Here is a 19,309-nt window from a genome sequence, read left to right on the forward strand (position 1 = left end):
TGTCTGAAAAAAGGGCGGGCACAGGCCGCAGGTTCGCGAAGAGGACACAAGAACCTCAGCTCGCCAAAATAAGTGAAGCATTCTAACAGACTGGCCGGCACAAGTGATGGGGCAGGATTAACCGGTCTCGTGGATTCCGGTACCATAGCCGCAAACATCAGCCATCCATGATTTCCCCGGAGCCTCGCCCCTATGGCACGACGTCCCCCAGCCCGCAAAAAACCCGTCGTCTCACCAGGCAAAGGCTCCGGAACCGGCGAACTGAGAATCATCGGCGGCGACTGGCGCAGCCGGAAACTGCGCTTTCCGGACGCCGGCGGCGTGCGGCCCAGCCCGGCCCGCACCCGGGAAACCCTGTTCAACTGGCTGAACTTCCACCTGGCAGGCAGCCGGTGCCTGGATCTGTTCGCCGGTTCCGGGGCTCTGGGACTGGAAGCACTGTCCCGTGGAGCAGCACAGGCAACGCTGGTGGACCACACCCCCGCCCTGGCCAAAGCGCTCCGGGACAACCTCCGGCTGCTGGGAACCAACAAAGGGGATGTCGCCTGCCAGGATGTGGAACAGTTTCTGGCAAAGGGTGACGGCCGGGGCTACGACATCGTGTTTATGGACCCGCCATTCCGGCAAGGCTGGCTTGAACGGTTGATACCGCTGCTGGACACCCAGCAATGGGTGAAGCCGGGTGGCTGGATCTATGTCGAACACGAGAGTGAAAGAGCCTTGCCGGCGGTACCGGCCAGCTGGCATCTGCACCGACAGAAATCAGCAGGCCAGGTCAGCTACTGTCTTTTCCGGGTTGAACGGGGTGAGGAACCGGAAGCCCAGTAACGGGGGGCTTCCGGCGTATCCTACAGGCAGGCCTGTCTCAGGAAGCGGGGCGCAAGGAATACGCTCGCAGGTGCGCGGCAAACTCTTCCAGGTAACGAACACCACTGGCTTCGGCGTCACGACACCACTCCATCAACGCCTGCAGCTTGTCCTGGGGCTTGAGCCCGCGCTGGCGCCAGAGTGCTTGGAGTTCATGACTCTTCTCGTAGATCAGCCTGAGCACTTCGTTGCGCTCCAGCACCGTGTCGAGATGTTCTTTTTCCCGAGGCTTGATCAGGCTGATTTCGCGAGACAGCAATTGCTTGAGCTTGCGATAACGGGGACGAATTTCGTCGTCCATCAACGCTTTCTGCTGTCGCAGCACCGGCTCCATTACTCGCTTGCGATACTGGCGCATGATCACAAAGCGGTTATTGGCGATAGCCTGAACGGTTTCCACGTCCACCGCCTGCTTGCCCGGAACATAATGAGCAATAGGCCGGTAGCCTTTCGGCGTCGCCAGACCAAACAGCTGGAACAGACGAATGTAACCCCAACCGATGTCCACTTCGTACCAGCGACGAGACAGCTTGGCCGAATTAGGATAGGTGTGGTGATTATTGTGCAGCTCCTCACCACCAATCAGGATACCCAGCGGCGAGATGTTGCGGGCGTTATCGGCGCATTCGAAATTCCGATAGCCCAGGTAATGGCCGATACCATTGACCACGCCGGCAGCCCATACCGGAATCCACATCATCTGGACCGCCCAGATCCAGATACCGTGCACCCCGAACAGCGCCAGGTTGATCACTGCCATCAAGGCAATACCCAGGGTCTTGTACCGGCTGTAGAGGTTGCGCTCGACCCAGTCTTCCGGGGTGCGCTGGCCATAGCGCTCAAGGGTTTCAGGGGTGGCAGAAGCTGCGTATAACTCAGCGCCCTCAAACAGCACCTTGCGAATACCCAGCACCACCGGGCTGTGAGGATCTTCCTCGGTTTCGCACTTGGCATGGTGTTTACGGTGGATGGCCGTCCACTCTTTGGTGTTCTGGGCCGTGGTCAGCCAGAGCCAGAAGCGGAAAAAGTGCTTGAGGACGGGATGCAGATCCAGCGCGTTATGGGCCGAATGACGATGCAGATAAAGGGTAACGCTGACGATGGTGATGTGTGTCATCACCAGAGTGACCGCGATCAGCTGCCACACAGAAAGGTCCAGAAGACCGTTAAACCACATAGATAATCCTCGAAACTCGATTAACTTCGAAAGGCGATACTGCTGAGGGATGTCGCTGGCACTCGAAGGGGGTGATCGTTAGGCCCACTCTAGCGTACAGGTGTAAGCCTGGACAACCAGGTTTGGCGGCTTTTTTGTTACCGATTACACTGTTTCGTCTCAAAATCTGTCTGTTGGTGGAGGCTCTGTGCCGGAATTACCTGAAGTTGAAACCACCCGTCAGGGCATCGCGCCTCACTGCGAAGGCCAGACCATCCAGCGGGTAATTGTCCGCAACCCCAGCCTGCGCTGGCCGGTGCCGGCGGATCTGGCCGAGCACCTGGAGGGCAAGACCATCCGTGCCGTGGAGCGCAGGGCGAAATACCTGTTCCTGCACCTGGAGACTGGTTCCGTGATTGTCCATCTGGGCATGTCGGGCAGTCTCAGAGTGATCACCGACGACAGCCCCGCCATGACTCACGATCACGTCGAGCTTGTCCTCGGCAATCATCGCCGCCTGCGCTTCAATGACCCGCGACGCTTCGGCTGTTGGCTGTGGACTACCGACTGGAACCGGCATCCACTGATCAGCGCGCTCGGGCCGGAACCCTTATCCGAAGATTTCAACGGCGCCTGGCTTTTTCGCCTGTCCCGGCAGAAACAGACGCCGGTCAAATCCTTCATTATGGACAATGATGTGGTGGTGGGCGTGGGCAATATCTACGCCAACGAAGCCCTGTTCAAGGCCGGCATTCACCCGAAACGGAAAGCCGGCCGCATCAGCCTGGACCGCTATCACAAGCTGGCCGAGGCCATCCGGGAAACCCTCAGCGCCGCCATACTGATGGGCGGCACCACTCTGCGGGACTTCGTCAACAGCGACGGCAAACCGGGGTATTTCGCCCAGTCGCTACTGGTTTATGGCAAGGCGGGAGCGCCCTGCACCGAATGCAACACCCCGCTGAAAGAGATCCGCATGAACAACCGATCGACGGTTTACTGCCCCCGATGCCAGCGCTGAGATTCCGCAACGGCTCACACTTTTCAACGAAAAACCGTTTGAAATTGAGGCAATATGATTCATAGTTAATGGAGTGCTAGTACCCGGTCGCCGCACGCAGCGCGAACATGCTGGCTCGCAATACAGAGACAGGCGAGCCCTGACCAACCGGGCTGATACGTTCAGGAGAGAATGACATGACCCGCAAGATTTCCCGCACCCTGGTAGCCACCGTCGCAGCCTGCCTGCTGGCATTCTCATCGCTCGGCCATGCCCGTGCCGTGGACGAAAGCCCGTCTGCGCTGGCCATGACCGCCGATGCGGTGTTGCTGCGCCCGGCGCTGCTGGCCACAACCATTATTGGTAGTGCTGTGTATCTGGTATCCCTGCCATTCTCGGCGCTTGGCGGCAATGCCGGTGAAGCCGGTGAAGTGCTGGTGGTTGGCCCGGCTAAGGCCACCTTCGTGCGCTGCCTGGGCTGCACCCGCACCGGTCGCAAGTCAGAAACGGTGGAGCAGTCCGACAACTGATTTGGCTTACCGATCCGTAAAATCCCGGCTTGCCACTGGCCGGGATCTGAGGCAGCCTGAAGAAAATTCTTCAGGCTGTTTTGTTTATGGTGGACTGGTCAACCCTCGATACCGTGTTCCTCGATATGGACGGGACACTGCTGGATCTGCATTTCGACAACCACTTCTGGCTGGAGCACCTGCCAAGGCGCTATGCCGAACACTTTGACCTGCACCCAACCGAGGCCCGGGACTACCTGATTCCGATGATTATGGCCGAGCGGGGCTCACTGAACTGGTACTGCACCGATTACTGGAGCGAACGCCTTGCCCTGGACATAACCGGCCTTAAGGCGGAAGTTGGCGACCGCATTGGCTACCGCCCCCATGTAACCGACTTCCTGGCCGCACTGCGCCAGGCCGGACTGCGCTCGGTCATCGTCACCAACTGCCATCCGGATCCTCTGGCCCTGAAACTTCAACGGACCGGGCTGGATCAGCATGTTGATGGCATCGTCTCCAGCCACGAACTGGGCAAGCCCAAAGAGGACCCGGTGTTCTGGCAGGACCTTGCCAGCCGCTCCCCCTATCGCCACCAATCTACCCTGATGGTCGACGACAGTTTCCCGGTGCTTGAGAGTGCCCGGGCCGCCGGTATTGGCCAGTGCCTGGCGATTCTGGCCCCCGATAGCCAGCAGCCAGCCAAAGACCACCACCCGGACATTCCCGGCATTCATCACTTCGATGAAGTGCTGCCTGCCTTACGCTCACATACAGCAGTGCCATCCACCCCATGAGGGGGTTATAATGGGTTATTGCGGCATGTGCCCGACAGGTGAGGAGATATGACGGCGGCGAACGCAGACGATCAGAAAGTCCGGCTCGATAAATGGCTGTGGGCAGCGCGATTCTATAAAACCCGCTCGCTCGCCAAAGAGGCGATTGAAGGCGGCAAGGTGCACTACAACAGCCAGCGCACCAAGCCCGGTAAGATCGTTGAGACCGGCGCCAAAGTGACCCTGCGCCTGGGCTGGCAGGAAAAGATCGTGATCGTCGACGACATCAGCGACCGACGCCGGGGCGCCCCTGAAGCCCAGAAGCTCTATCACGAAACCGACGACAGCGTGAAACGGCGGGAAGACCTGGCCTGGCAACGCAAGACCATGCAGGCTGCACAGCTGCCCCCGGCTCGAAGGCCGAGCAAGAAAGATCGCCGGGATATCCAGCGCTTCCGGGAACAGAATGGTCTCTAATCATTTAATCCCACGTATCTGACAACCCGTATACAACCCCGTTTCAGTAACTCCCAGTAAATCCATACATCAGCTCCAGGAGACACCATGGCATCCCGCGACCAGTTCCAACGCTTTCTCTTTGAACACAGCCAGGTGCGGGGTGCCTGGGTACAGCTGGGCGAGAGTTTCAAGGAAATCACCGGCCAGGCCCCCTACCCTGATTCAGTCCGCGAGCTACTGGGAGAATCCCTGGTAGCCAGCGTGCTGATGAGCAGCACCCTGAAGTTCAAAGGCACTCTCTCGCTGCAGGCAGCGGGTGAAGGTGCCCTGAGCACGCTGATGGCCGAATGCAGCCATGACCGCCACATCCGCGGCCTGGCCCGCTTTGATGCCGATGCGGTCAGCGGCGAAACCCTGCACGAGTTGCTCGGACAAAGCCGCATGGCCATCACCATCACCCCGGAGCAGGGCCAGCGCTACCAAGGCGTGGTGCCACGGGAATCAGAAACCCTGGCCGGCTGCCTGGAAGAGTACTTCGAGCGCTCCGAGCAGATCGCCACCAGCCTGTTCCTGTTTGCCAACGAGGATACCGCTGCAGGCCTGTTACTCCAGCGCCTGCCCGGCCATACCGATGACGACGATGACCTGTGGAACCGGGTGAACCACCTTGCCGCGACGATCGAAGCCGAGGAGCTACTTACTCTGGACAGTGAAACTCTTCTGCACCGGCTGTTCCACGAAGAAACCGTGCGTCTGTTCGAGCCGGATCCGGTTGCCTTCCGATGCAGCTGCTCCCGGGAGCGCACCCTGGCCGCTCTGGAGGCCATCGGCAAGGACGAGTGCTACAGCATCCTCGACGAACAGGGCAGCATCAACATGGACTGCCAGTTCTGTCACGCAAACTATCGCTTTAATAGAAATGACATTGATCACCTTTTCACCGGCCATACGTTACACTAAGCAGTCACTGAACTTGCCCGGAAGCCGCCTCTGGCGCGGCTTTCAGGGCAGTCGTTTTTTGCAGGCGTCTCTGGCATAATAGCGCGCCTGAATTGACCCGATTGTTCAGTTTTCCGTCAATTTTCGGGGGGACGGCCTGGGCAATCACGAAGACATCCCGAGGGCGAGGTCGAAGTGAGCAACACTTATAATGATCTGAGTACAGCACGACTGGTCGAGCTGGCATTAGCAAGGAACGAAGGCCAGCTGGCATCCAACGGTTCTCTGGTGGTCACCACCGGTGAGCGTACCGGCCGGTCTCCTATGGACCGCTTTATCGTCGAGGAGCCCAGCACCGCCGACGACATTCACTGGGGTCCGATCAACCGCCCGTTCGATGCTGAAAAGTTCGATGCCCTGTGGGATCGCGTTGAAGCCTACATCGCTGAAAAAGACCGCTTCGTCTCTCACGTTCACGTTGGTTCCGACCCGGAACACTACCTGCCGGTAAAAATGACCACGGAAACCGCGTGGCAGAACCTGTTCGGCCGCAACCTGTTCATTCGCCCGGATAGCTTCAATCCGGCCGACAAGCAAGAATGGCAGATTCTCAACGCCGCTAATTTCGAGTGTGTACCGGAGCGTGATGGCACCAACTCCAACGGCTGCGTCATCATCAACTTCGCCAAGCGCAAGGTGTTGCTGGCCGGCATGCACTACGCAGGCGAAATGAAAAAAGCCATGTTCTCGGTTCAGAACTTCCTTCTGCCCGAGAAAGACGTGTTGCCCATGCACTGCTCAGCCAACGTCAGTGAAACCGGCGAGACATGCCTGTTCTTCGGCCTGTCCGGCACCGGCAAAACCACCCTGTCTGCAGACCCGCACCGGTTCCTGATCGGTGACGATGAGCACGGCTGGGGCCCGGGCACCGTATTCAATATTGAAGGCGGTTGCTACGCCAAGTGCATCGACCTGAGCCAGAAGAACGAACCGATCATCTGGGACGCCATCCGTTTCGGCGCCATCGTCGAGAACGTGATGATTGATCCGGAGACCCGCGAGCCGGACTACAACGACGTTTCACTGACCGAAAACTCCCGCTGCGCCTATCCGCTCGAGCACGTCGAAAAGCGCGTGATCGAGAACCGTGCCGGTGAGCCCTCGCACATCATCTTCCTGACCTGCGACATGACCGGCGTTCTGCCTCCGGTATCCATCCTGAGTCGTGAAGCTGCCGCTTACCACTTCCTGAGTGGCTACACCGCGCTGGTGGGCTCCACCGAAATGGGCTCATCCTCCAAGCTGAAGTCCACCTTCTCCACCTGCTTTGGTGCGCCGTTCTTCCCGCGCCCGGCCGGCGTCTATGCCGAGCTGCTGATGAAGCGTATCGACGAATTCGGCAGCAAGGTATTTCTGGTCAACACCGGCTGGACCGGCGGCCCCTACGGTGAAGGCAAGCGCTTCAGCATTCCGACCACCCGCGCCATCATTGCCGCCATCCAGAACGGTGATCTGGACGACGTCGAAACTGAGCACCTGGATGCCCTGAACCTGGACGTGCCCAAGCATGTTCCGGGCGTAGACACCGAGCTGCTGAACCCGCGCACCACCTGGGTCAGCCCGGACTACTACGATGGCAAGGCCCAGGAGCTGATTGCCCAGTTCGTGGAGAACTTCAAGAAGTTCGACGTGGCCGACGCCATTGTTGAGGCGGGCCCGAAAGCCGGCTAAAGCCGCTTTCCCACTGCCATAAAAAAAGCGCCTTGCGAAAGCTCGGCGCTTTTTTTGTGCCTTTGGTTTGAGAACACAAACCAGACAGGCCGCCGGCAGAGCGATCAGTTGGCGTAGAACAGCAACGGCACAAAGGCCACCAGTACCAGGGAAATACCCATGGCAATCAGTGGCATGATGATGCGTTCATGGCGCTGGTAGAAGGTTCCACCTTCCTGCTGGGCCGCCAGCACCTCAGCCTCGCCCACCACCTGGCGGGTGAGCAGATGGTTCAGGGCCACAGGCGGGCTCAGGTAGCCGAGCTCGAAGGCCACCAGCGTCACCATCCAGAAATGCACCGGGTGAATACCGCTGGAGTAGGCTATGGTTGCCACGGTTGCGGTTACCAGAATCACCGCCCCGAAGGCGTCCATGATCATCCCCAGGATCACCAGGATCACTACCATCAGCAGCATGGCAGACCAGGGACTGTCGAACGCCTGAGGGAAAGTTTCCATGATGTGGGAGCGCTCGATCACACCACCAATGCTCACCGACAGCCCCAGCAGCAACAAAAGGGCGCCAATCTCAGCGGTGGTATCGTTGGTCGCGCCACGAACGCTGCGCTCCAGCCCCTGGTGATTGATCTCACCGGACGCCCGGCCCCGGCCATTTTTCAGGCTGATATGCTCATATACCAGAATGGCCAGCATGATCACCGGCAGCAACCGGGGCGCCGAAAATTCGTCCATCTTCACATCCAGGGCAAGCCGGTAGAACAGCACTACGGCAGCGATCACGATCACATAGGGAATCAATGGCCGCAAAGCCTGAATGGACGCCGGAAAGGCATCGGCCGCCGGGGCAAGGTCAAACTGGCTCTGCCGGTTCACCGTGAGAGCCACCATCGCAAACATGGTGGCGGTCAGTACGAATACCCAGATGCCCCAGCCAAACAACTCATCGGTCGTCACTTCGCGGTTCAGGTAGGCAATCACCACCACCAGCAGACACGGCCGCAATACCACACCCAGGGAGCCCGACATGGCCGTGGCCGCCAGGGCCAGATGTCTGCGCGCGCCCGCCGCTCGGAGCTCACTGTAGATAACAGCACCGGCAGCAATCACAAAAATACCGGAAGCACCGGTATAGGCGGTAGGCACCGCCGCCACCAGAACAGCCACCACCGCCAGCATCTCCGGCGGCATACGCCAGGGCCGGAAAATATTGAAAACCAGTGTCGCCAGGCGCGTCTGCTTCAGCATCATGCCCACCCACACGTACAGCCCGACATTCAGGAACATGTCGGCCAGCTCCATCATCTTGCCCAGATAGATCCCGATACCGGAGGAATGACCGATCAGCGCGAAGTAAGTACCTGAAATCAGACACATCACGGTATAGAGCGGAACCGACAGAAACGCCTGGTTCAGATTGCCCCCCGGCGCCAGATTGTCGGGCACGCGGAACAGGCGATAGAGGCTCGCCAGTGTCAGGCAGGCAAAGCCGACAATCCAGAAATTGTGCAGCAGCAGCTCCTCACCAGATACTGTGGTGCTGCTGGCCAGGCTGGATTGCCGGAAGATCACCGACGAGCCCAGCAACATGGCGTTGGCAATGGTTTGCAGGGTATAGGAGACGGTGTAGTCCAACCGGGTCTCCATGGCTCGCATGGCAATGTGATGGCGGGTGAGTGTGGCGGTCACCGCACACAGCATCACCAGAATCACCAGAACATAGCGTTGGGCTGTGAGCCCGAACGCGATCAGGTCGGCTACAAAAAGCTCTACCGCCCGATAGGCTTTCACACCGGGAGTCAGTTTGTCCTGCAGGTCTTCGTAACTGGCGTGAGCGGCCCGGCAATCCGCCACCGAGCGCTCTATGGCAAGACGGACTTCCCGGGGGTCTTTTTCATGGGTGCCAAGCAGTGCTGCCATCGGGTCGTCTGCCGGCGCTTGCTCAGCCAGCTCCCGAGCGACCTCTGCCTCAATATCCCGGTTGAGGTCGCACTCCGGTTGTACCGGGTCCATGCGCAGCTTGTAATAACCGCTCCAGAGCTGCTCACCAGCGCGCAACATCTGATTATGAATATCACTGCTGGTGGAGAACAGAACCACAGCCAGCAACAACAGACAGGCCGGCAGCGATGAAAACCACTCCAGACCACTACGACGAAAACCACCCTGGGGCATAACGGCTTACTCGGCTTAATGATGGTTACAACAGGTCATCCAGATCCATGGTCTCGACCGGTTCACGCTGGTCGTCCCAGAAGGCACCGAACTGCCCGATGGGGGTTCGGTGGCCGGTGTTTTCCACCCACAACCGATCCGAAATCGCCACCAGCATGTTGGTCGCCATGGCATCCACAAACCGCCACTCTTCGCTGGCCGGATTGGCCTCAAGGGATTCAGCATGGTCCCGGATAACCGACTTCACCAGGGCTTCATCATTCTTGTTCATAGCCGCAATGGCCTGGAACACATGGCCCAGTCGGACGCCAGCTTCCTCGCCCTGCTCCGCGGCAATGGCCAGGCGCTCGAAGGCATCTTCACCCTGCGGCTGGGTTCCCGGGATCATGGCCCAGACCGTGGCACGCAGGCCCATGGGGGCGCCCCACCATTTCTTGTTATCCAGACACTGGGTAGCACGGCCCACCACGGAGCCGGTATTGAACGGAACGCCCACCGAGGAAGTGGCCTGGATCTGGGCGTTAAGCGCCTGCAGCCCGGACAGCAAACCGGCCATGTACATGAACTCGTCCATGTCATCGTCGAAATCCGGGCACTCGGTTTCATCCGGGTTGCCATAGTGGCTATTGTGATGCTGCCAGCTTTTCAGATAGCGGCGAGCGGCCAGGGTATGAGCACGCTTCTGGCGAATAAAGGCGTCTTCCGCGGCGGTCGCGTCCATGGCGTACATGGCGGCCAACCCTGCCAGCTCATGCTCCCTGGCCTGCTCTTCCGCACAGCTGCCCGAAGACAGGTAGAGCATGACTGCCAGTTGATCCGGCTCACTGGTTACCCGACCAAACGACATCAACAGCGGCGCGGTAGCCTCGCTCATGGAACAGCCCATGGCCAGATCGTCCGACTCCATGAGGTAGGGGACGGTATGGTTGCGGGAGAAGCCCTTCATGACATCCCCCGTGGTCTTGTAGATCATGTTATTGACCGCCCCGCAGCCGCTCAGCAGGAGACCGGCAGTCAATGTCGCCATCATGCCGCGAAGCCCAGATGATGTTGTCGGGGATCTCCGGAAACCCTTCATACCTTTCAACCTTTTGTTCTTGTGTTTTGTCCAGAAGATGGGGGCGGACTGCACCGTTTGTTACAGTCTGTAACCGGCGTTCATTATGACGAACTCCGCCCCGGGTTTATGAGACCGATCCCGCAAATGACGCCTCCGGGAACATATCGTTACCGAAGAAGGTTTGCAGATTCAGCCCAAAGCCACTATAGATTGCTTCAGCCTCCGGCCTGGCCGAGGCAATAACCAACAACAATCAGAACGAATAATCAGGAGTATCCGATGCGCAAACCTGAACTTGCTGCTGCCATTGCCGACAAAACCGGGCTTACCCGGGAAAAGGCCGGAGAGGTAATCAACGCCTTTACCGACCAGGTATCGGCGGCTGCCGCGCGGGGAGAAGACGTGACACTGATCGGTTTCGGTACCTTCAACATCCGCAGCCGGGAAGCCCGCAGCGGACGCAATCCGCAAACCGGCGCAAGCATCCAGATCCCTGCCAGCAAGACCGTGGGTTTCAAGGCCGGCAAGGCCCTGAAAGACGCCATCCGCTGATCACCTGCGGCCCGCTGTATGCGGGCCGCTCAGTGCCTCAGGAGGCGCACTCCGAACGGGAGCCATCCACCCGACAGCGAATCGCCTTCATCAACTTGATGGCGCGCTCGTCGTAGACCCCGTCCTCCAACAGTGAGAGACGAACCTGGCGCAGCATCTTGTCGTACTCGGCCACGTCTTCCCGGGGCGGGTGCATCCAGACGTCGGCAGGAATCCCGGACTCCGCTTCTGCAATGATCTCGTAGGCCTGATCAATCCGCTTGATGGACTCATCCCGAACCATCTGGCCGGCGTCTTCCGGGAAACGATCCCGATGAATAATGACCTGGAAGTTCATGTACGCCAGGGCATACTTGAACACCCCACCCTTGGAATTAACGCCCTTATAGAGTTCCAGAGGCTGATAGGCCACGGCTGGTGCATAGGCCAGGTCGACACTGCCATTATTGAACTTGCCGGCAAAGTTGGCGGAGTTGGAGCCAACCACCGATGCTCCGACATGACGGACCATGCGCACGGAGGCCGAGTCGTAATCCAGCGTTGCGATGCGTTTGCCCTGGAGTTTCTCGACCGAATCAATGGCCCGGTCGCGGGTATACAGGTAAATGGCCCCGGCAGGAAAGACACCGGCAACCTCATAGGGACCGTCAACCAGGAACGGCCGGGCCTTGGGCTGGCTCAGGGTGTTGTACAACAGGCGCATTTCTTCTTCACCCGGCACGGCCCCCATGGCTTCGAGACTGCCGGTAAACTTGTTGAATTCCCGGGCACGGGTGCCGGTCAGCAACACGGCATCGCACTGACCGGCCTTGAAGTCTTCGGCCGCTACTTTTTCATCGGTGTAGGCACGCAGTTCCAGCTTGATGCCTCGCTTGAGGGCCACCGGCTGGAACTCCTTGGTAATGGCAAACAGCGGGCCATTGGCACCAACCGGGTCAAACACACAGAAACTGCGCTCAAGGATTTCATCCTGGGCCTGAACCAGGGAGGGTGCCACCACGCTGGCACACAGGACGGCCGCCATGGCGAGCCGGCGGGAAAAGCGGATTGATTTCACGGGATGACTCCTGAGTTTTTATTGTCGGGCCGGTCACATCCGGGTGACTGGCTCTCGTATTCTATGACCTGACCGTAGAGGGTCAGGTCATAGAATACGTTGGCTCAGGTGCCTGCCATCAAGGGTTTTTCAGCAAAACCGGCGAGTTCTGTGATGATGTCGACAGAGGCGGAGCCACCTCTGCCTCATTTTTCAAAGTGGGGTACCGGGAGCCTGCCAGGCGGTGCGACCTGCCACCAGGGTGAGTTTCACCTCCCCTGGCAGGGCTCGTTCCAGAACCGGAGCGTGCCGCCCAGCCGACAGCAGCGTTGCTGCGGAAGGCTGCCAGTGGCCATCCGGGTCAAACAGGCAAAGATCAGCGGCAGAGCCGGCCGTCAGAGCCACTTCCCGGCCCAGCACAGCCGCCGGCCCGGCGGTCAGTGCCCGCAGCAAATCCGGCAGCTCCAACTCATGATTCTGTACCAGCTCCAGACCCAGGGACAGCACGCTCTCGATGCTTGACAGCCCGGGCTCGGTCGCGGGCAGCGGGGCCTGCTTGGCCGCGGAATCATGGGGCTGATGCTGACTCACAATTGCATCGATAACGCCGTCCCGCACACCGGCCACCAGCGCCTGACGGTCGGCTTCCCCGCGCAGGGGAGGCCGGACATGAAAACGACTGTCGAAGCCGGCCAGGGCCGACTCGGTGAAGACCAACTGGTGCATGGCAACATCGGCGGTAACCTTCACGCCGCGATCCCGGGCCTGGGCCAGCATCTCGACGCTGCGGGCGCAGGACAGCTGGCTCAGGTGCAGGCGCACCCCGGTCTCTTCTGCCAGCAGTAGCATTTCCATAACCGCGGCCGTTTCGGCCACCTCGGGAATACCCAGTAGCCCCAGACGCGTGGTGACCTGGCCATCATGGGCGTAGCCATCGGCCGCCAGTGCCGTATTTTCCGGACTGAACATCACGGTCAGTCCGAAGGTCTGGGCATAGGCCATACACCGGCGCAGAATGCGGGCATTGCGCACGCCCCGGGAACCATTGCCGACCGCCACGCAACCGGCTGCTTTCAGGCCGGCCATATCACTGAGCATATCGCCATCAAGGCCACGGGTGATGGCACCGATCGGCAGCACCCGAACCACACCTCGGGAGGCCACGCTGTCGAGAATCAGATTGGTCACGGCACCGGAATCATTGACCGGCGAGGTTTCCGGCGAGGCACAGACCGTGGTGAAACCACCATGGGCGGCGGCTCGTGTTTCCGAGGCAATATTGCCCTTCTGGCCATTGCCCGGCTCCCGGAGATTACAGCACAGGTCGATAAAACCGGGCGCGATCACCTGCCCGGCGGCGTCCAGTGTTGCGGCGCTCTCGGCTGCCTGGGCCTGCTCTCCAACCGCCTCTATGCGACCATTGCGCACCAACAAGCCCGGGTTACTGATCAACCCCTTGCCCGGCTCAAACAACTGCCCGCCGGTCAGTTTCAGGCCGCCCTCATTCCAGTTCGCTGACGCTGTCATGCCCGGCCCTCCTGCTGTTCCTGCTGTCTTTGCTGACGCTCCGCCATCTGACCACCCATGGCCATGGACATCACCGCCATCCGGATAGCAATACCATTGGTGACCTGGTTAAGAATGACCGACTGGGGCCCATCGGCCACTGCCGACTCAATCTCGACCCCGCGGTTGATCGGGCCCGGATGCATAACGATGCAATCGGGCTTTGCCAGCCCCAGCTTTTCCTGATTCAGCCCGTACAGACGGTAAAACTCACGTTCACTGGGTAGCAGGGCACCTTCCATGCGCTCCTTCTGAAGCCTCAGCATGATCACCACATCCAGGTCTTTCATGCCCCGGGCCATATCGTATTCCACGGTACAGCCAAGATCCTCGACATCTCTGGGCAGCAGCGTGCCGGGAGCAATCACCCGCACCTCTTCCGCGCCCAGCACATTCAAAGCACGAATCTGCGAGCGCGCCACCCGGGAGTGCAGCACATCCCCGACAATGGCAACTTTCAGGCCTTCGAATCGGCCCTTGTGCTGACGGATGGTCAGCATGTCCAGCATCGCCTGGGTGGGATGGGCGTGGCGGCCGTCACCGGCATTGATGATGGCAACGCCCGGGGTCACACTCTCGGCTATGAAATGCGGCGCGCCGCTCTGGGAATGACGCACTACGAACATATCCGAAGCCATGGCCTCCAGATTAAGCAGGGTATCGGACAGGGATTCACCCTTGGAGGTAGCTGAGGTAGAAATATCCAGGTTCAGGACGTCGGCAGAAAGGCGCTTGGCCGCGAGTTCGAACGTACTCCTGGTCCGGGTACTGGATTCAAAGAACAGGTTGACTACGGTGCGGCCTCTGAGAAGGGGCACTTTCTTGATACTTCTCTCTCCCACCTCAATAAAGGAGTCGGCGGTGTCGAGAATATCCGTGAGCAGTGGCTGGCCCAGGCCATCCAGCGTCAGGAAATGCCGCAACTGACCATCCCGGGTCAGCTGCAAGTGGTTCGGGGAAGGGTCGTTCGCGGTCATGGCTCGCCTGTTATCAGTTGGGAAGGTTTACTGCCCGGATTCCTGTACTTCAATGCGCAGTGGCTCGGGGCCACGCAGTTTCACTCGTTGATGGGCTTCCAGCGTCAGGGCCCGTCCCACCACATCCGGCTGGATTGGTAGTTCCCTGGCGCCCATATCGATCAGCGTGGCCAGTATGATACTGGCCGGACGGCCGTAGTCGAATATTTCGTTCATGGCAGCCCGGATCGTCCGGCCACTCATGATCACGTCGTCGATCAGGATGATGTCCCGGCCTTCGGTATCAAACGGCAGACTGGACGGCATCACCCGGGGGTTCAGACCAATGCGGCTGAAGTCATCCCGGTAGAACGAGATGTCCAGCTCTCCGAAAGGCTGGGCAATACCCAGGCGCTTCCCCAACACATCCGCCAGCCAGACACCGCCGGTCCGGATTCCGATCAGCACCGGGTCATCTACGCCACGCGCCTGGAGAATCTGACGCAGGCCGGATTCCAAAGTGTCGAGCAGCTGGTCTATATCAAGCAATGCGGTCATTACAGCCTCGTTTATCAGATCAGCCGGCCTGCTCCCGGCACCAGGTTTCCAGTATCAGCACGGCGGCACGGTCATCGACGCCGTGGCGGCCGAAATCGCGACTGCCACCACCGGCCATCACCTCGCCCTTGGCTTCGTAGCTGGTGAGTCGTTCATCCACCATTTCGACCGTGACATGGTAGCGGCCGTGCAAACGCTTGCCGAACTTGCGGGCCCGCGCGCACATGTCATTTTCGGTGTCATCCATATTCAGAGGCAGGCCAACCAGGACAATATCCGGCTGCCATTCCGCCAGCAGCGCCTCGATCTGCTGCCAGTCGGGAATCCCGTCCCTGGCCGGAAGCATGGCCAGGGGCTGGCCGGTTCCGAGCATTTCCTGTCCTGACGCCACCCCGATACGCCGGGTGCCGAAATCAAAGGCCAGTAGTCGACGGTTACCGGGATCAGGCATGACCCACCGAATCACTGAGCTGGTTCAGATCAATGCCCATCAGGCGGAGTACCGCCTGGTAACGTTGGTCTGCCGGCGTGCGGAACAGAATGTCGGTGCTGGCAGGGCAGGTCAACCAGGCATTGCTGCCCAGCTCTTCCTCCAGCTGACCTTCGCCCCAGCCAGAGTAACCCAGTGCCACCAGAAACGACTCCGGCCCCTCATCCCGGCCAATGCTTTCCAGAATATCCCGGGAGGTGGTCAACAACACTTCGTCGGTGACTCGCGCGGTATTCTGCCACTGCCGGCCCGGCGAGTGCAGAACAAAGCCGCGCTCGGGCTGAACCGGCCCGCCGGTGTATACCGGCAAGTCCAGCTCCCCGCCGTGCATGTCGAGCTGCTCGAGGATCTCACCCAGGTGGATATCCAGCGGCTGATTGATCATCAGCCCCAGCGCGCCCTCTTCCGAGTGTTCGCAAAGGTAGATCACCCCACCGTGAAAGCGGGGATCAGCCAACCAGGGCGAAGCCACCAGGAAGTGGTGCCTGAGACTGCCTGTGGTGTCGTGTTCGGCCGTCATCCTGATGTAAGCCCCCGTCTCTGAAATGACCAGGTGCGTATGATTTCCAGTTCGTCCACGTCCTGACGCATTTCCTCCGGGAAAGGCGCAAACGGAGCGGCCATACGCACAATTCGGATTGCGGCATCATCCAGCACCGTACTGCCGGAGGACTGGAGGATTGCCACTTCCTTGATTGTGCCATCTTTCTTCAGCGAAACCAGCATGCGCAGGGTGCCGTAGATGCCTGCCTGCCTGGCTTCGGTGGGATAGTTGATGTTACCCACCCGGGTCACCTTGCTCACCCAGTTCTGCACATACCAGGCGTTGCTGGACTTCAGGGTCGAGGCTGCCGTTACCCGCATTACCCGGGGTTTGCGGGCATAGGCCCGCTGCTGTGCGTCAAACCTCGCCTCCAGGCTGGCAATCTCCAGGCTGCGCTCCATCAGGCTCTTTTTCTCGCTCTGAGGCAAGGGCTCTTCCTGGGGCTCGCTTCGCTCCTCGGGCCTTGACGCCTGGCGCTCGGTGTGAGTCTCGGTCTGGACGACCGCCCGCTCCTGTTGCGGCTGAGGCCGGGTGGTGGTCTGTGGCTCGGGTTGCACCTGAGCCAGCTCCGGCTGACTGATCTCGGAGGGATTGGGCGAGGTCATTTCCATGGCCTGCTCTTCCGAGCCACTGCCCTGTTGACTGGTCTGGGCCAGAAAATCGGCTTTCTCCGGCGCCTGCTCATCGTCGAACTGGGACAGGGTAATTTCCATGGTCTGAGCCGAAGACCGGGGCGATTCCGGGGCAAAGGTAATCCCCAACACCAACATGGCATGAACGGCCAATGCCATAAACAGGGTGAAGGAAAACCGATCGAAATCGCTAACCTGGGTTGCCATGACGGTTCCTGAGTCTCCTTGTGCGCTCAAAAGCTGTGATCGGTCTTCAGTCTCTGGCCAGACGTCGCTCGATGGCGTCCATCAGCATGCCGGCAATGTCGATGCCAAACGCCGCATCCAGCTCACGAATGCAGGTGGGGCTGGTGACGTTGATTTCCGTGAGATAGTCACCAATGACATCAAGCCCCACGAACATCAGGCCCTTTTCCTTGATCACCGGCGCTACCCGGGCACAGATCTGACGGTCACGCTCGGTCAGCTCCCGGCCCTCACCACGACCTCCGGCGGCCAGGTTGCCGCGATTCTCACCGTGTGACGGAATGCGTGCAAGGGCATAGGGTACCGGCTCGCCCTCAATCAGCAGAATACGCTTGTCACCTTCGGTGATTTCGGGGATGAACTTCTGGGCCATGGCCTGATGGCTGCCGTAATTGGTGAGGGTTTCGATGATGACCCCGAGATTGGCGTCGTTTTGCTTGACCCGGAATATCGAGCGGCCACCCATGCCGTCCACCGGCTTCATGATGATGTCACCATGCTCGGCATAGAATTCCCGGAAACGCTGGGCAGAGCGGGTCACGATCAGCGGAGGTGTCAGGTCTTCAAACTGGGTGGCAAACAGTTTTTCGTTGCAGTCCCTCAGGGTGGCCGCCGGATTGACCACCAGAGCGCCCTGCTGCTCCGCCGATTCCAGTATATAGGTGGCCATCAGGAACTCCCGATCCACCGGTGGGTCCTGCCGCATCAGAATGACGTCGAGGTCACCCAGCGCACGATCCTGACTGGCGCCGAAGCTGTACCAGTTGTCCGGATCCATGTGCACAGTCAGCCCACGGGTGTGAGCCCGAGCCTGGCCGCCCGCAAGATAAAGATCCGGCAGTTCCATGTACTCGATTTCCCAGCCGCGTTTCTGGGCGGCATGCAGCATGGCCAGAGAACTGTCTTTCTTGAAGTGAATATCCTGAATGGGATCCATCACGATCCCCAGCCGGATTGTCATAGCGTCTCCTGGAACTGTCGGTAAGAAAACACGAACCGGTCAGCAGAGCGAACCGGTTATTAAGTGCTATGCTGAGAGGTCAGATGGTATTGTACCCGAGCCGCGAATGCATCCGGAGAAATCCGCAGATAAATCCGTGATGGCAGCGGCAGAAGTACATTTGGTCACAAACTAATACTTTTTATCCAGCCATGGATACTCTATAAATGAGCGGGGTTTATAGAACAACCTTAACGTTTGTGTTAAAACCCCCGTTCGAAAATAACGACAGTCGCTAGAGCGCAAGGCAGTTGGACAATGGATGACAACTTCGAGAACCTGAAGATCATGGTGATTGACGACAGCAAGACCATTCGTCGCACCGCGGAAACCCTTCTTAAAAAGGTTGGCTGTGAGGTTATCACTGCCACAGACGGCTTTGACGCTCTGGCCAAGATTGCCGACTCCCAGCCGGACATCATTTTTGTCGATATCATGATGCCCCGCCTGGACGGCTACCAGACCTGCGCACTGATCAAGAACAATTCCTCTTTTAAAAAGACGCCGGTTATCATGCTTTCGAGCAAGGACGGCCTGTTCGACAAGGCAAAAGGCCGAATCGTAGGCTCGGACCAGTATCTGACCAAACCGTTCAGCAAGGATGAGCTGCTTAACACCATCCGCCAATACATGCCTCAGGCGGAACAGTAACCCCTGCTGACACACAGAACCATCGAGGAAACCATGGCCCGCATTCTGATTGTTGACGACTCGCCAACTGAAGTTAAGAAAATTTCCACCATTCTGGAAAAACACAAGCACGAAGTGCTGACCGCAGATAATGGCGCCGATGGTGTGGCCAAGGCCCGCGCGGAAACTCCGGATCTGGTGCTGATGGATGTTGTCATGCCCGGCCTGAACGGCTTTCAGGCGACCCGCCAGCTGACCCGTGCGCCGGAAACCGCTTCCATCCCGGTAGTGATCGTAACCACCAAGGATCAGGAAACTGACCGGGTGTGGGGAACCCGCCAGGGTGCCAAGGGTTATCTGGTCAAGCCAGTTAACGAAGACGACCTGATCAAAACAATCAACAGCCTGATTGCCTGATCCCCAACCTTGGA

At 59.3% G+C, this 19,309-nt stretch carries 21 protein-coding genes; 10 read left to right on the forward strand and 11 right to left on the reverse strand.

Annotation, left to right across the window (positions count from 1 at the left end):
- Window positions 1-192: 192 nt before the first annotated feature.
- The gene (gene rsmD / locus Q674_RS29195; protein WP_014422982.1) at window positions 193-828 is read left to right on the forward strand and encodes a 16S rRNA (guanine(966)-N(2))-methyltransferase RsmD; all 636 of its coding nucleotides are present in this window, start codon (window positions 193-195) and stop codon (window positions 826-828) included.
- 37 nt (window positions 829-865) lie between these two features.
- On the opposite strand, the gene Q674_RS29200 is transcribed toward rsmD, so the two are convergent.
- On the reverse strand, window positions 866-2,044 hold the full coding sequence (locus Q674_RS29200) for an acyl-CoA desaturase (RefSeq protein ID WP_011787152.1): 1,179 nt from the start codon (window positions 2,042-2,044) through the stop codon (window positions 866-868).
- A 187-nt stretch (window positions 2,045-2,231) separates the two neighbouring features.
- On the opposite strand from Q674_RS29200, the gene mutM reads away from it, so the two are divergent.
- The 6 genes from mutM (at window position 2,232) to Q674_RS29230 (ending at window position 7,437) form a co-directional block, all read left to right on the forward strand.
- On the forward strand, window positions 2,232-3,044 hold the full coding sequence (gene mutM / locus Q674_RS29205; protein ID WP_023008693.1) for a bifunctional DNA-formamidopyrimidine glycosylase/DNA-(apurinic or apyrimidinic site) lyase: 813 nt from the start codon (window positions 2,232-2,234) through the stop codon (window positions 3,042-3,044).
- Between the two features lie 176 nt (window positions 3,045-3,220).
- Window positions 3,221-3,553: a hypothetical protein gene (locus Q674_RS29210; protein WP_011787154.1), complete on the forward strand. Its 333-nt coding sequence runs from the start codon at window positions 3,221-3,223 to the stop codon at window positions 3,551-3,553.
- A gap of 86 nt (window positions 3,554-3,639) precedes the next feature.
- A complete protein-coding gene (yrfG, locus tag Q674_RS29215) occupies window positions 3,640-4,329 on the forward strand; it encodes a GMP/IMP nucleotidase (RefSeq protein WP_023008694.1) in 690 nt (229 codons plus the stop codon).
- Window positions 4,330-4,377: 48 nt separating this feature from the next.
- On the forward strand, window positions 4,378-4,785 hold the full coding sequence (gene hslR / locus Q674_RS29220) for a ribosome-associated heat shock protein Hsp15 (RefSeq protein WP_011787156.1): 408 nt from the start codon (window positions 4,378-4,380) through the stop codon (window positions 4,783-4,785).
- 87 nt (window positions 4,786-4,872) lie between these two features.
- On the forward strand, window positions 4,873-5,727 hold the full coding sequence (gene hslO, locus Q674_RS29225) for an Hsp33 family molecular chaperone HslO (RefSeq protein ID WP_023008695.1): 855 nt from the start codon (window positions 4,873-4,875) through the stop codon (window positions 5,725-5,727).
- Between the two features lie 174 nt (window positions 5,728-5,901).
- Window positions 5,902-7,437: a phosphoenolpyruvate carboxykinase gene (locus Q674_RS29230; RefSeq protein ID WP_011787158.1), complete on the forward strand. Its 1,536-nt coding sequence runs from the start codon at window positions 5,902-5,904 to the stop codon at window positions 7,435-7,437.
- Between the two features lie 104 nt (window positions 7,438-7,541).
- Here Q674_RS29230 and Q674_RS29235 read toward each other — a convergent pair whose 3' ends face one another.
- Window positions 7,542-9,608 (reverse strand): TRAP transporter large permease subunit, encoded by a 2,067-nt coding sequence (locus tag Q674_RS29235; protein ID WP_014422985.1) that lies wholly within the window; start codon window positions 9,606-9,608, stop codon window positions 7,542-7,544.
- 25 nt (window positions 9,609-9,633) lie between these two features.
- Window positions 9,634-10,638 carry a hypothetical protein gene (locus Q674_RS29240; RefSeq protein ID WP_023008696.1) on the reverse strand — a complete coding sequence of 335 codons (1,005 nt, stop codon included), beginning with the start codon at window positions 10,636-10,638 and terminating at the stop codon, window positions 9,634-9,636.
- A gap of 309 nt (window positions 10,639-10,947) precedes the next feature.
- Between Q674_RS29240 and Q674_RS29245 the strand changes: the two genes are divergently transcribed.
- Window positions 10,948-11,220: an HU family DNA-binding protein gene (locus tag Q674_RS29245; protein ID WP_014422988.1), complete on the forward strand. Its 273-nt coding sequence runs from the start codon at window positions 10,948-10,950 to the stop codon at window positions 11,218-11,220.
- 37 nt (window positions 11,221-11,257) lie between these two features.
- On the opposite strand, the gene Q674_RS29250 is transcribed toward Q674_RS29245, so the two are convergent.
- The 8 genes from Q674_RS29250 to gshB all read right to left on the reverse strand — a co-directional run bounded on the left by Q674_RS29250 (window position 11,258) and on the right by gshB (window position 18,209).
- On the reverse strand, window positions 11,258-12,277 hold the full coding sequence (locus Q674_RS29250) for a putative solute-binding protein (RefSeq protein WP_014422989.1): 1,020 nt from the start codon (window positions 12,275-12,277) through the stop codon (window positions 11,258-11,260).
- A gap of 192 nt (window positions 12,278-12,469) precedes the next feature.
- Window positions 12,470-13,783 (reverse strand): dihydroorotase, encoded by a 1,314-nt coding sequence (locus Q674_RS29255; protein ID WP_014422990.1) that lies wholly within the window; start codon window positions 13,781-13,783, stop codon window positions 12,470-12,472.
- Complete coding sequence (locus tag Q674_RS29260) at window positions 13,780-14,799, reverse strand: aspartate carbamoyltransferase catalytic subunit (protein ID WP_022991331.1); 1,020 nt, start codon at window positions 14,797-14,799, stop codon at window positions 13,780-13,782. The genes Q674_RS29255 and Q674_RS29260 overlap by 4 nt, the downstream gene beginning before the upstream one ends.
- A 27-nt stretch (window positions 14,800-14,826) precedes the next feature.
- Complete coding sequence (pyrR, locus tag Q674_RS29265; protein ID WP_011787165.1) at window positions 14,827-15,336, reverse strand: bifunctional pyr operon transcriptional regulator/uracil phosphoribosyltransferase PyrR; 510 nt, start codon at window positions 15,334-15,336, stop codon at window positions 14,827-14,829.
- Window positions 15,337-15,355: 19 nt separating this feature from the next.
- Window positions 15,356-15,787: a Holliday junction resolvase RuvX gene (gene ruvX / locus Q674_RS29270; protein WP_031210066.1), complete on the reverse strand. Its 432-nt coding sequence runs from the start codon at window positions 15,785-15,787 to the stop codon at window positions 15,356-15,358.
- Entirely contained in the window at window positions 15,780-16,346 is a 567-nt protein-coding gene (locus Q674_RS29275; protein ID WP_011787167.1) for a YqgE/AlgH family protein, read from the reverse strand. Before Q674_RS29275 ends, ruvX begins: the two co-directional genes overlap by 8 nt.
- A complete protein-coding gene (locus tag Q674_RS29280) occupies window positions 16,343-17,209 on the reverse strand; it encodes an energy transducer TonB (RefSeq protein WP_023008698.1) in 867 nt (288 codons plus the stop codon). Before Q674_RS29280 ends, Q674_RS29275 begins: the two co-directional genes overlap by 4 nt.
- A gap of 46 nt (window positions 17,210-17,255) precedes the next feature.
- A complete protein-coding gene (gene gshB / locus Q674_RS29285; protein ID WP_014422995.1) occupies window positions 17,256-18,209 on the reverse strand; it encodes a glutathione synthase in 954 nt (317 codons plus the stop codon).
- Between the two features lie 297 nt (window positions 18,210-18,506).
- Between gshB and pilG the strand changes: the two genes are divergently transcribed.
- Complete coding sequence (gene pilG / locus Q674_RS29290; protein ID WP_011787170.1) at window positions 18,507-18,899, forward strand: twitching motility response regulator PilG; 393 nt, start codon at window positions 18,507-18,509, stop codon at window positions 18,897-18,899.
- A gap of 33 nt (window positions 18,900-18,932) precedes the next feature.
- Window positions 18,933-19,295 carry a twitching motility response regulator PilH gene (gene pilH / locus Q674_RS29295; protein WP_011787171.1) on the forward strand — a complete coding sequence of 121 codons (363 nt, stop codon included), beginning with the start codon at window positions 18,933-18,935 and terminating at the stop codon, window positions 19,293-19,295.
- Window positions 19,296-19,309 lie beyond the last annotated feature (14 nt).

It is taken from the genome of Marinobacter sp. EVN1 (genome assembly GCF_000475375.1).
GTDB classification, from domain to species: Bacteria; Pseudomonadota; Gammaproteobacteria; order Pseudomonadales; family Oleiphilaceae; genus Marinobacter; species Marinobacter nauticus.

What these genes read in the sequence shown, in the direction of transcription:
- rsmD (WP_014422982.1), top strand. Translation starts at nt 193, where the DNA reads ATGGCACGACGTCCCCCAGCCCGCAAAAAACCCGTCGTCTCACCAGGC.
- Q674_RS29200 (WP_011787152.1), bottom strand. Translation starts at nt 2,044, where the DNA reads ATGTGGTTTAACGGTCTTCTGGACCTTTCTGTGTGGCAGCTGATCGCG.
- Q674_RS29210 (WP_011787154.1), top strand. Translation starts at nt 3,221, where the DNA reads ATGACCCGCAAGATTTCCCGCACCCTGGTAGCCACCGTCGCAGCCTGC.
- yrfG (WP_023008694.1), top strand. Translation starts at nt 3,640, where the DNA reads ATGGTGGACTGGTCAACCCTCGATACCGTGTTCCTCGATATGGACGGG.
- hslR (WP_011787156.1), top strand. Translation starts at nt 4,378, where the DNA reads ATGACGGCGGCGAACGCAGACGATCAGAAAGTCCGGCTCGATAAATGG.
- hslO (WP_023008695.1), top strand. Translation starts at nt 4,873, where the DNA reads ATGGCATCCCGCGACCAGTTCCAACGCTTTCTCTTTGAACACAGCCAG.
- Q674_RS29235 (WP_014422985.1), bottom strand. Translation starts at nt 9,608, where the DNA reads ATGCCCCAGGGTGGTTTTCGTCGTAGTGGTCTGGAGTGGTTTTCATCG.
- Q674_RS29240 (WP_023008696.1), bottom strand. Translation starts at nt 10,638, where the DNA reads ATGATGGCGACATTGACTGCCGGTCTCCTGCTGAGCGGCTGCGGGGCG.
- Q674_RS29245 (WP_014422988.1), top strand. Translation starts at nt 10,948, where the DNA reads ATGCGCAAACCTGAACTTGCTGCTGCCATTGCCGACAAAACCGGGCTT.
- Q674_RS29255 (WP_014422990.1), bottom strand. Translation starts at nt 13,783, where the DNA reads ATGACAGCGTCAGCGAACTGGAATGAGGGCGGCCTGAAACTGACCGGC.
- Q674_RS29260 (WP_022991331.1), bottom strand. Translation starts at nt 14,799, where the DNA reads ATGACCGCGAACGACCCTTCCCCGAACCACTTGCAGCTGACCCGGGAT.
- pyrR (WP_011787165.1), bottom strand. Translation starts at nt 15,336, where the DNA reads ATGACCGCATTGCTTGATATAGACCAGCTGCTCGACACTTTGGAATCC.
- ruvX (WP_031210066.1), bottom strand. Translation starts at nt 15,787, where the DNA reads ATGCCTGATCCCGGTAACCGTCGACTACTGGCCTTTGATTTCGGCACC.
- Q674_RS29275 (WP_011787167.1), bottom strand. Translation starts at nt 16,346, where the DNA reads ATGACGGCCGAACACGACACCACAGGCAGTCTCAGGCACCACTTCCTG.
- Q674_RS29280 (WP_023008698.1), bottom strand. Translation starts at nt 17,209, where the DNA reads ATGGCAACCCAGGTTAGCGATTTCGATCGGTTTTCCTTCACCCTGTTT.
- gshB (WP_014422995.1), bottom strand. Translation starts at nt 18,209, where the DNA reads ATGACAATCCGGCTGGGGATCGTGATGGATCCCATTCAGGATATTCAC.
- pilG (WP_011787170.1), top strand. Translation starts at nt 18,507, where the DNA reads ATGGATGACAACTTCGAGAACCTGAAGATCATGGTGATTGACGACAGC.
- pilH (WP_011787171.1), top strand. Translation starts at nt 18,933, where the DNA reads ATGGCCCGCATTCTGATTGTTGACGACTCGCCAACTGAAGTTAAGAAA.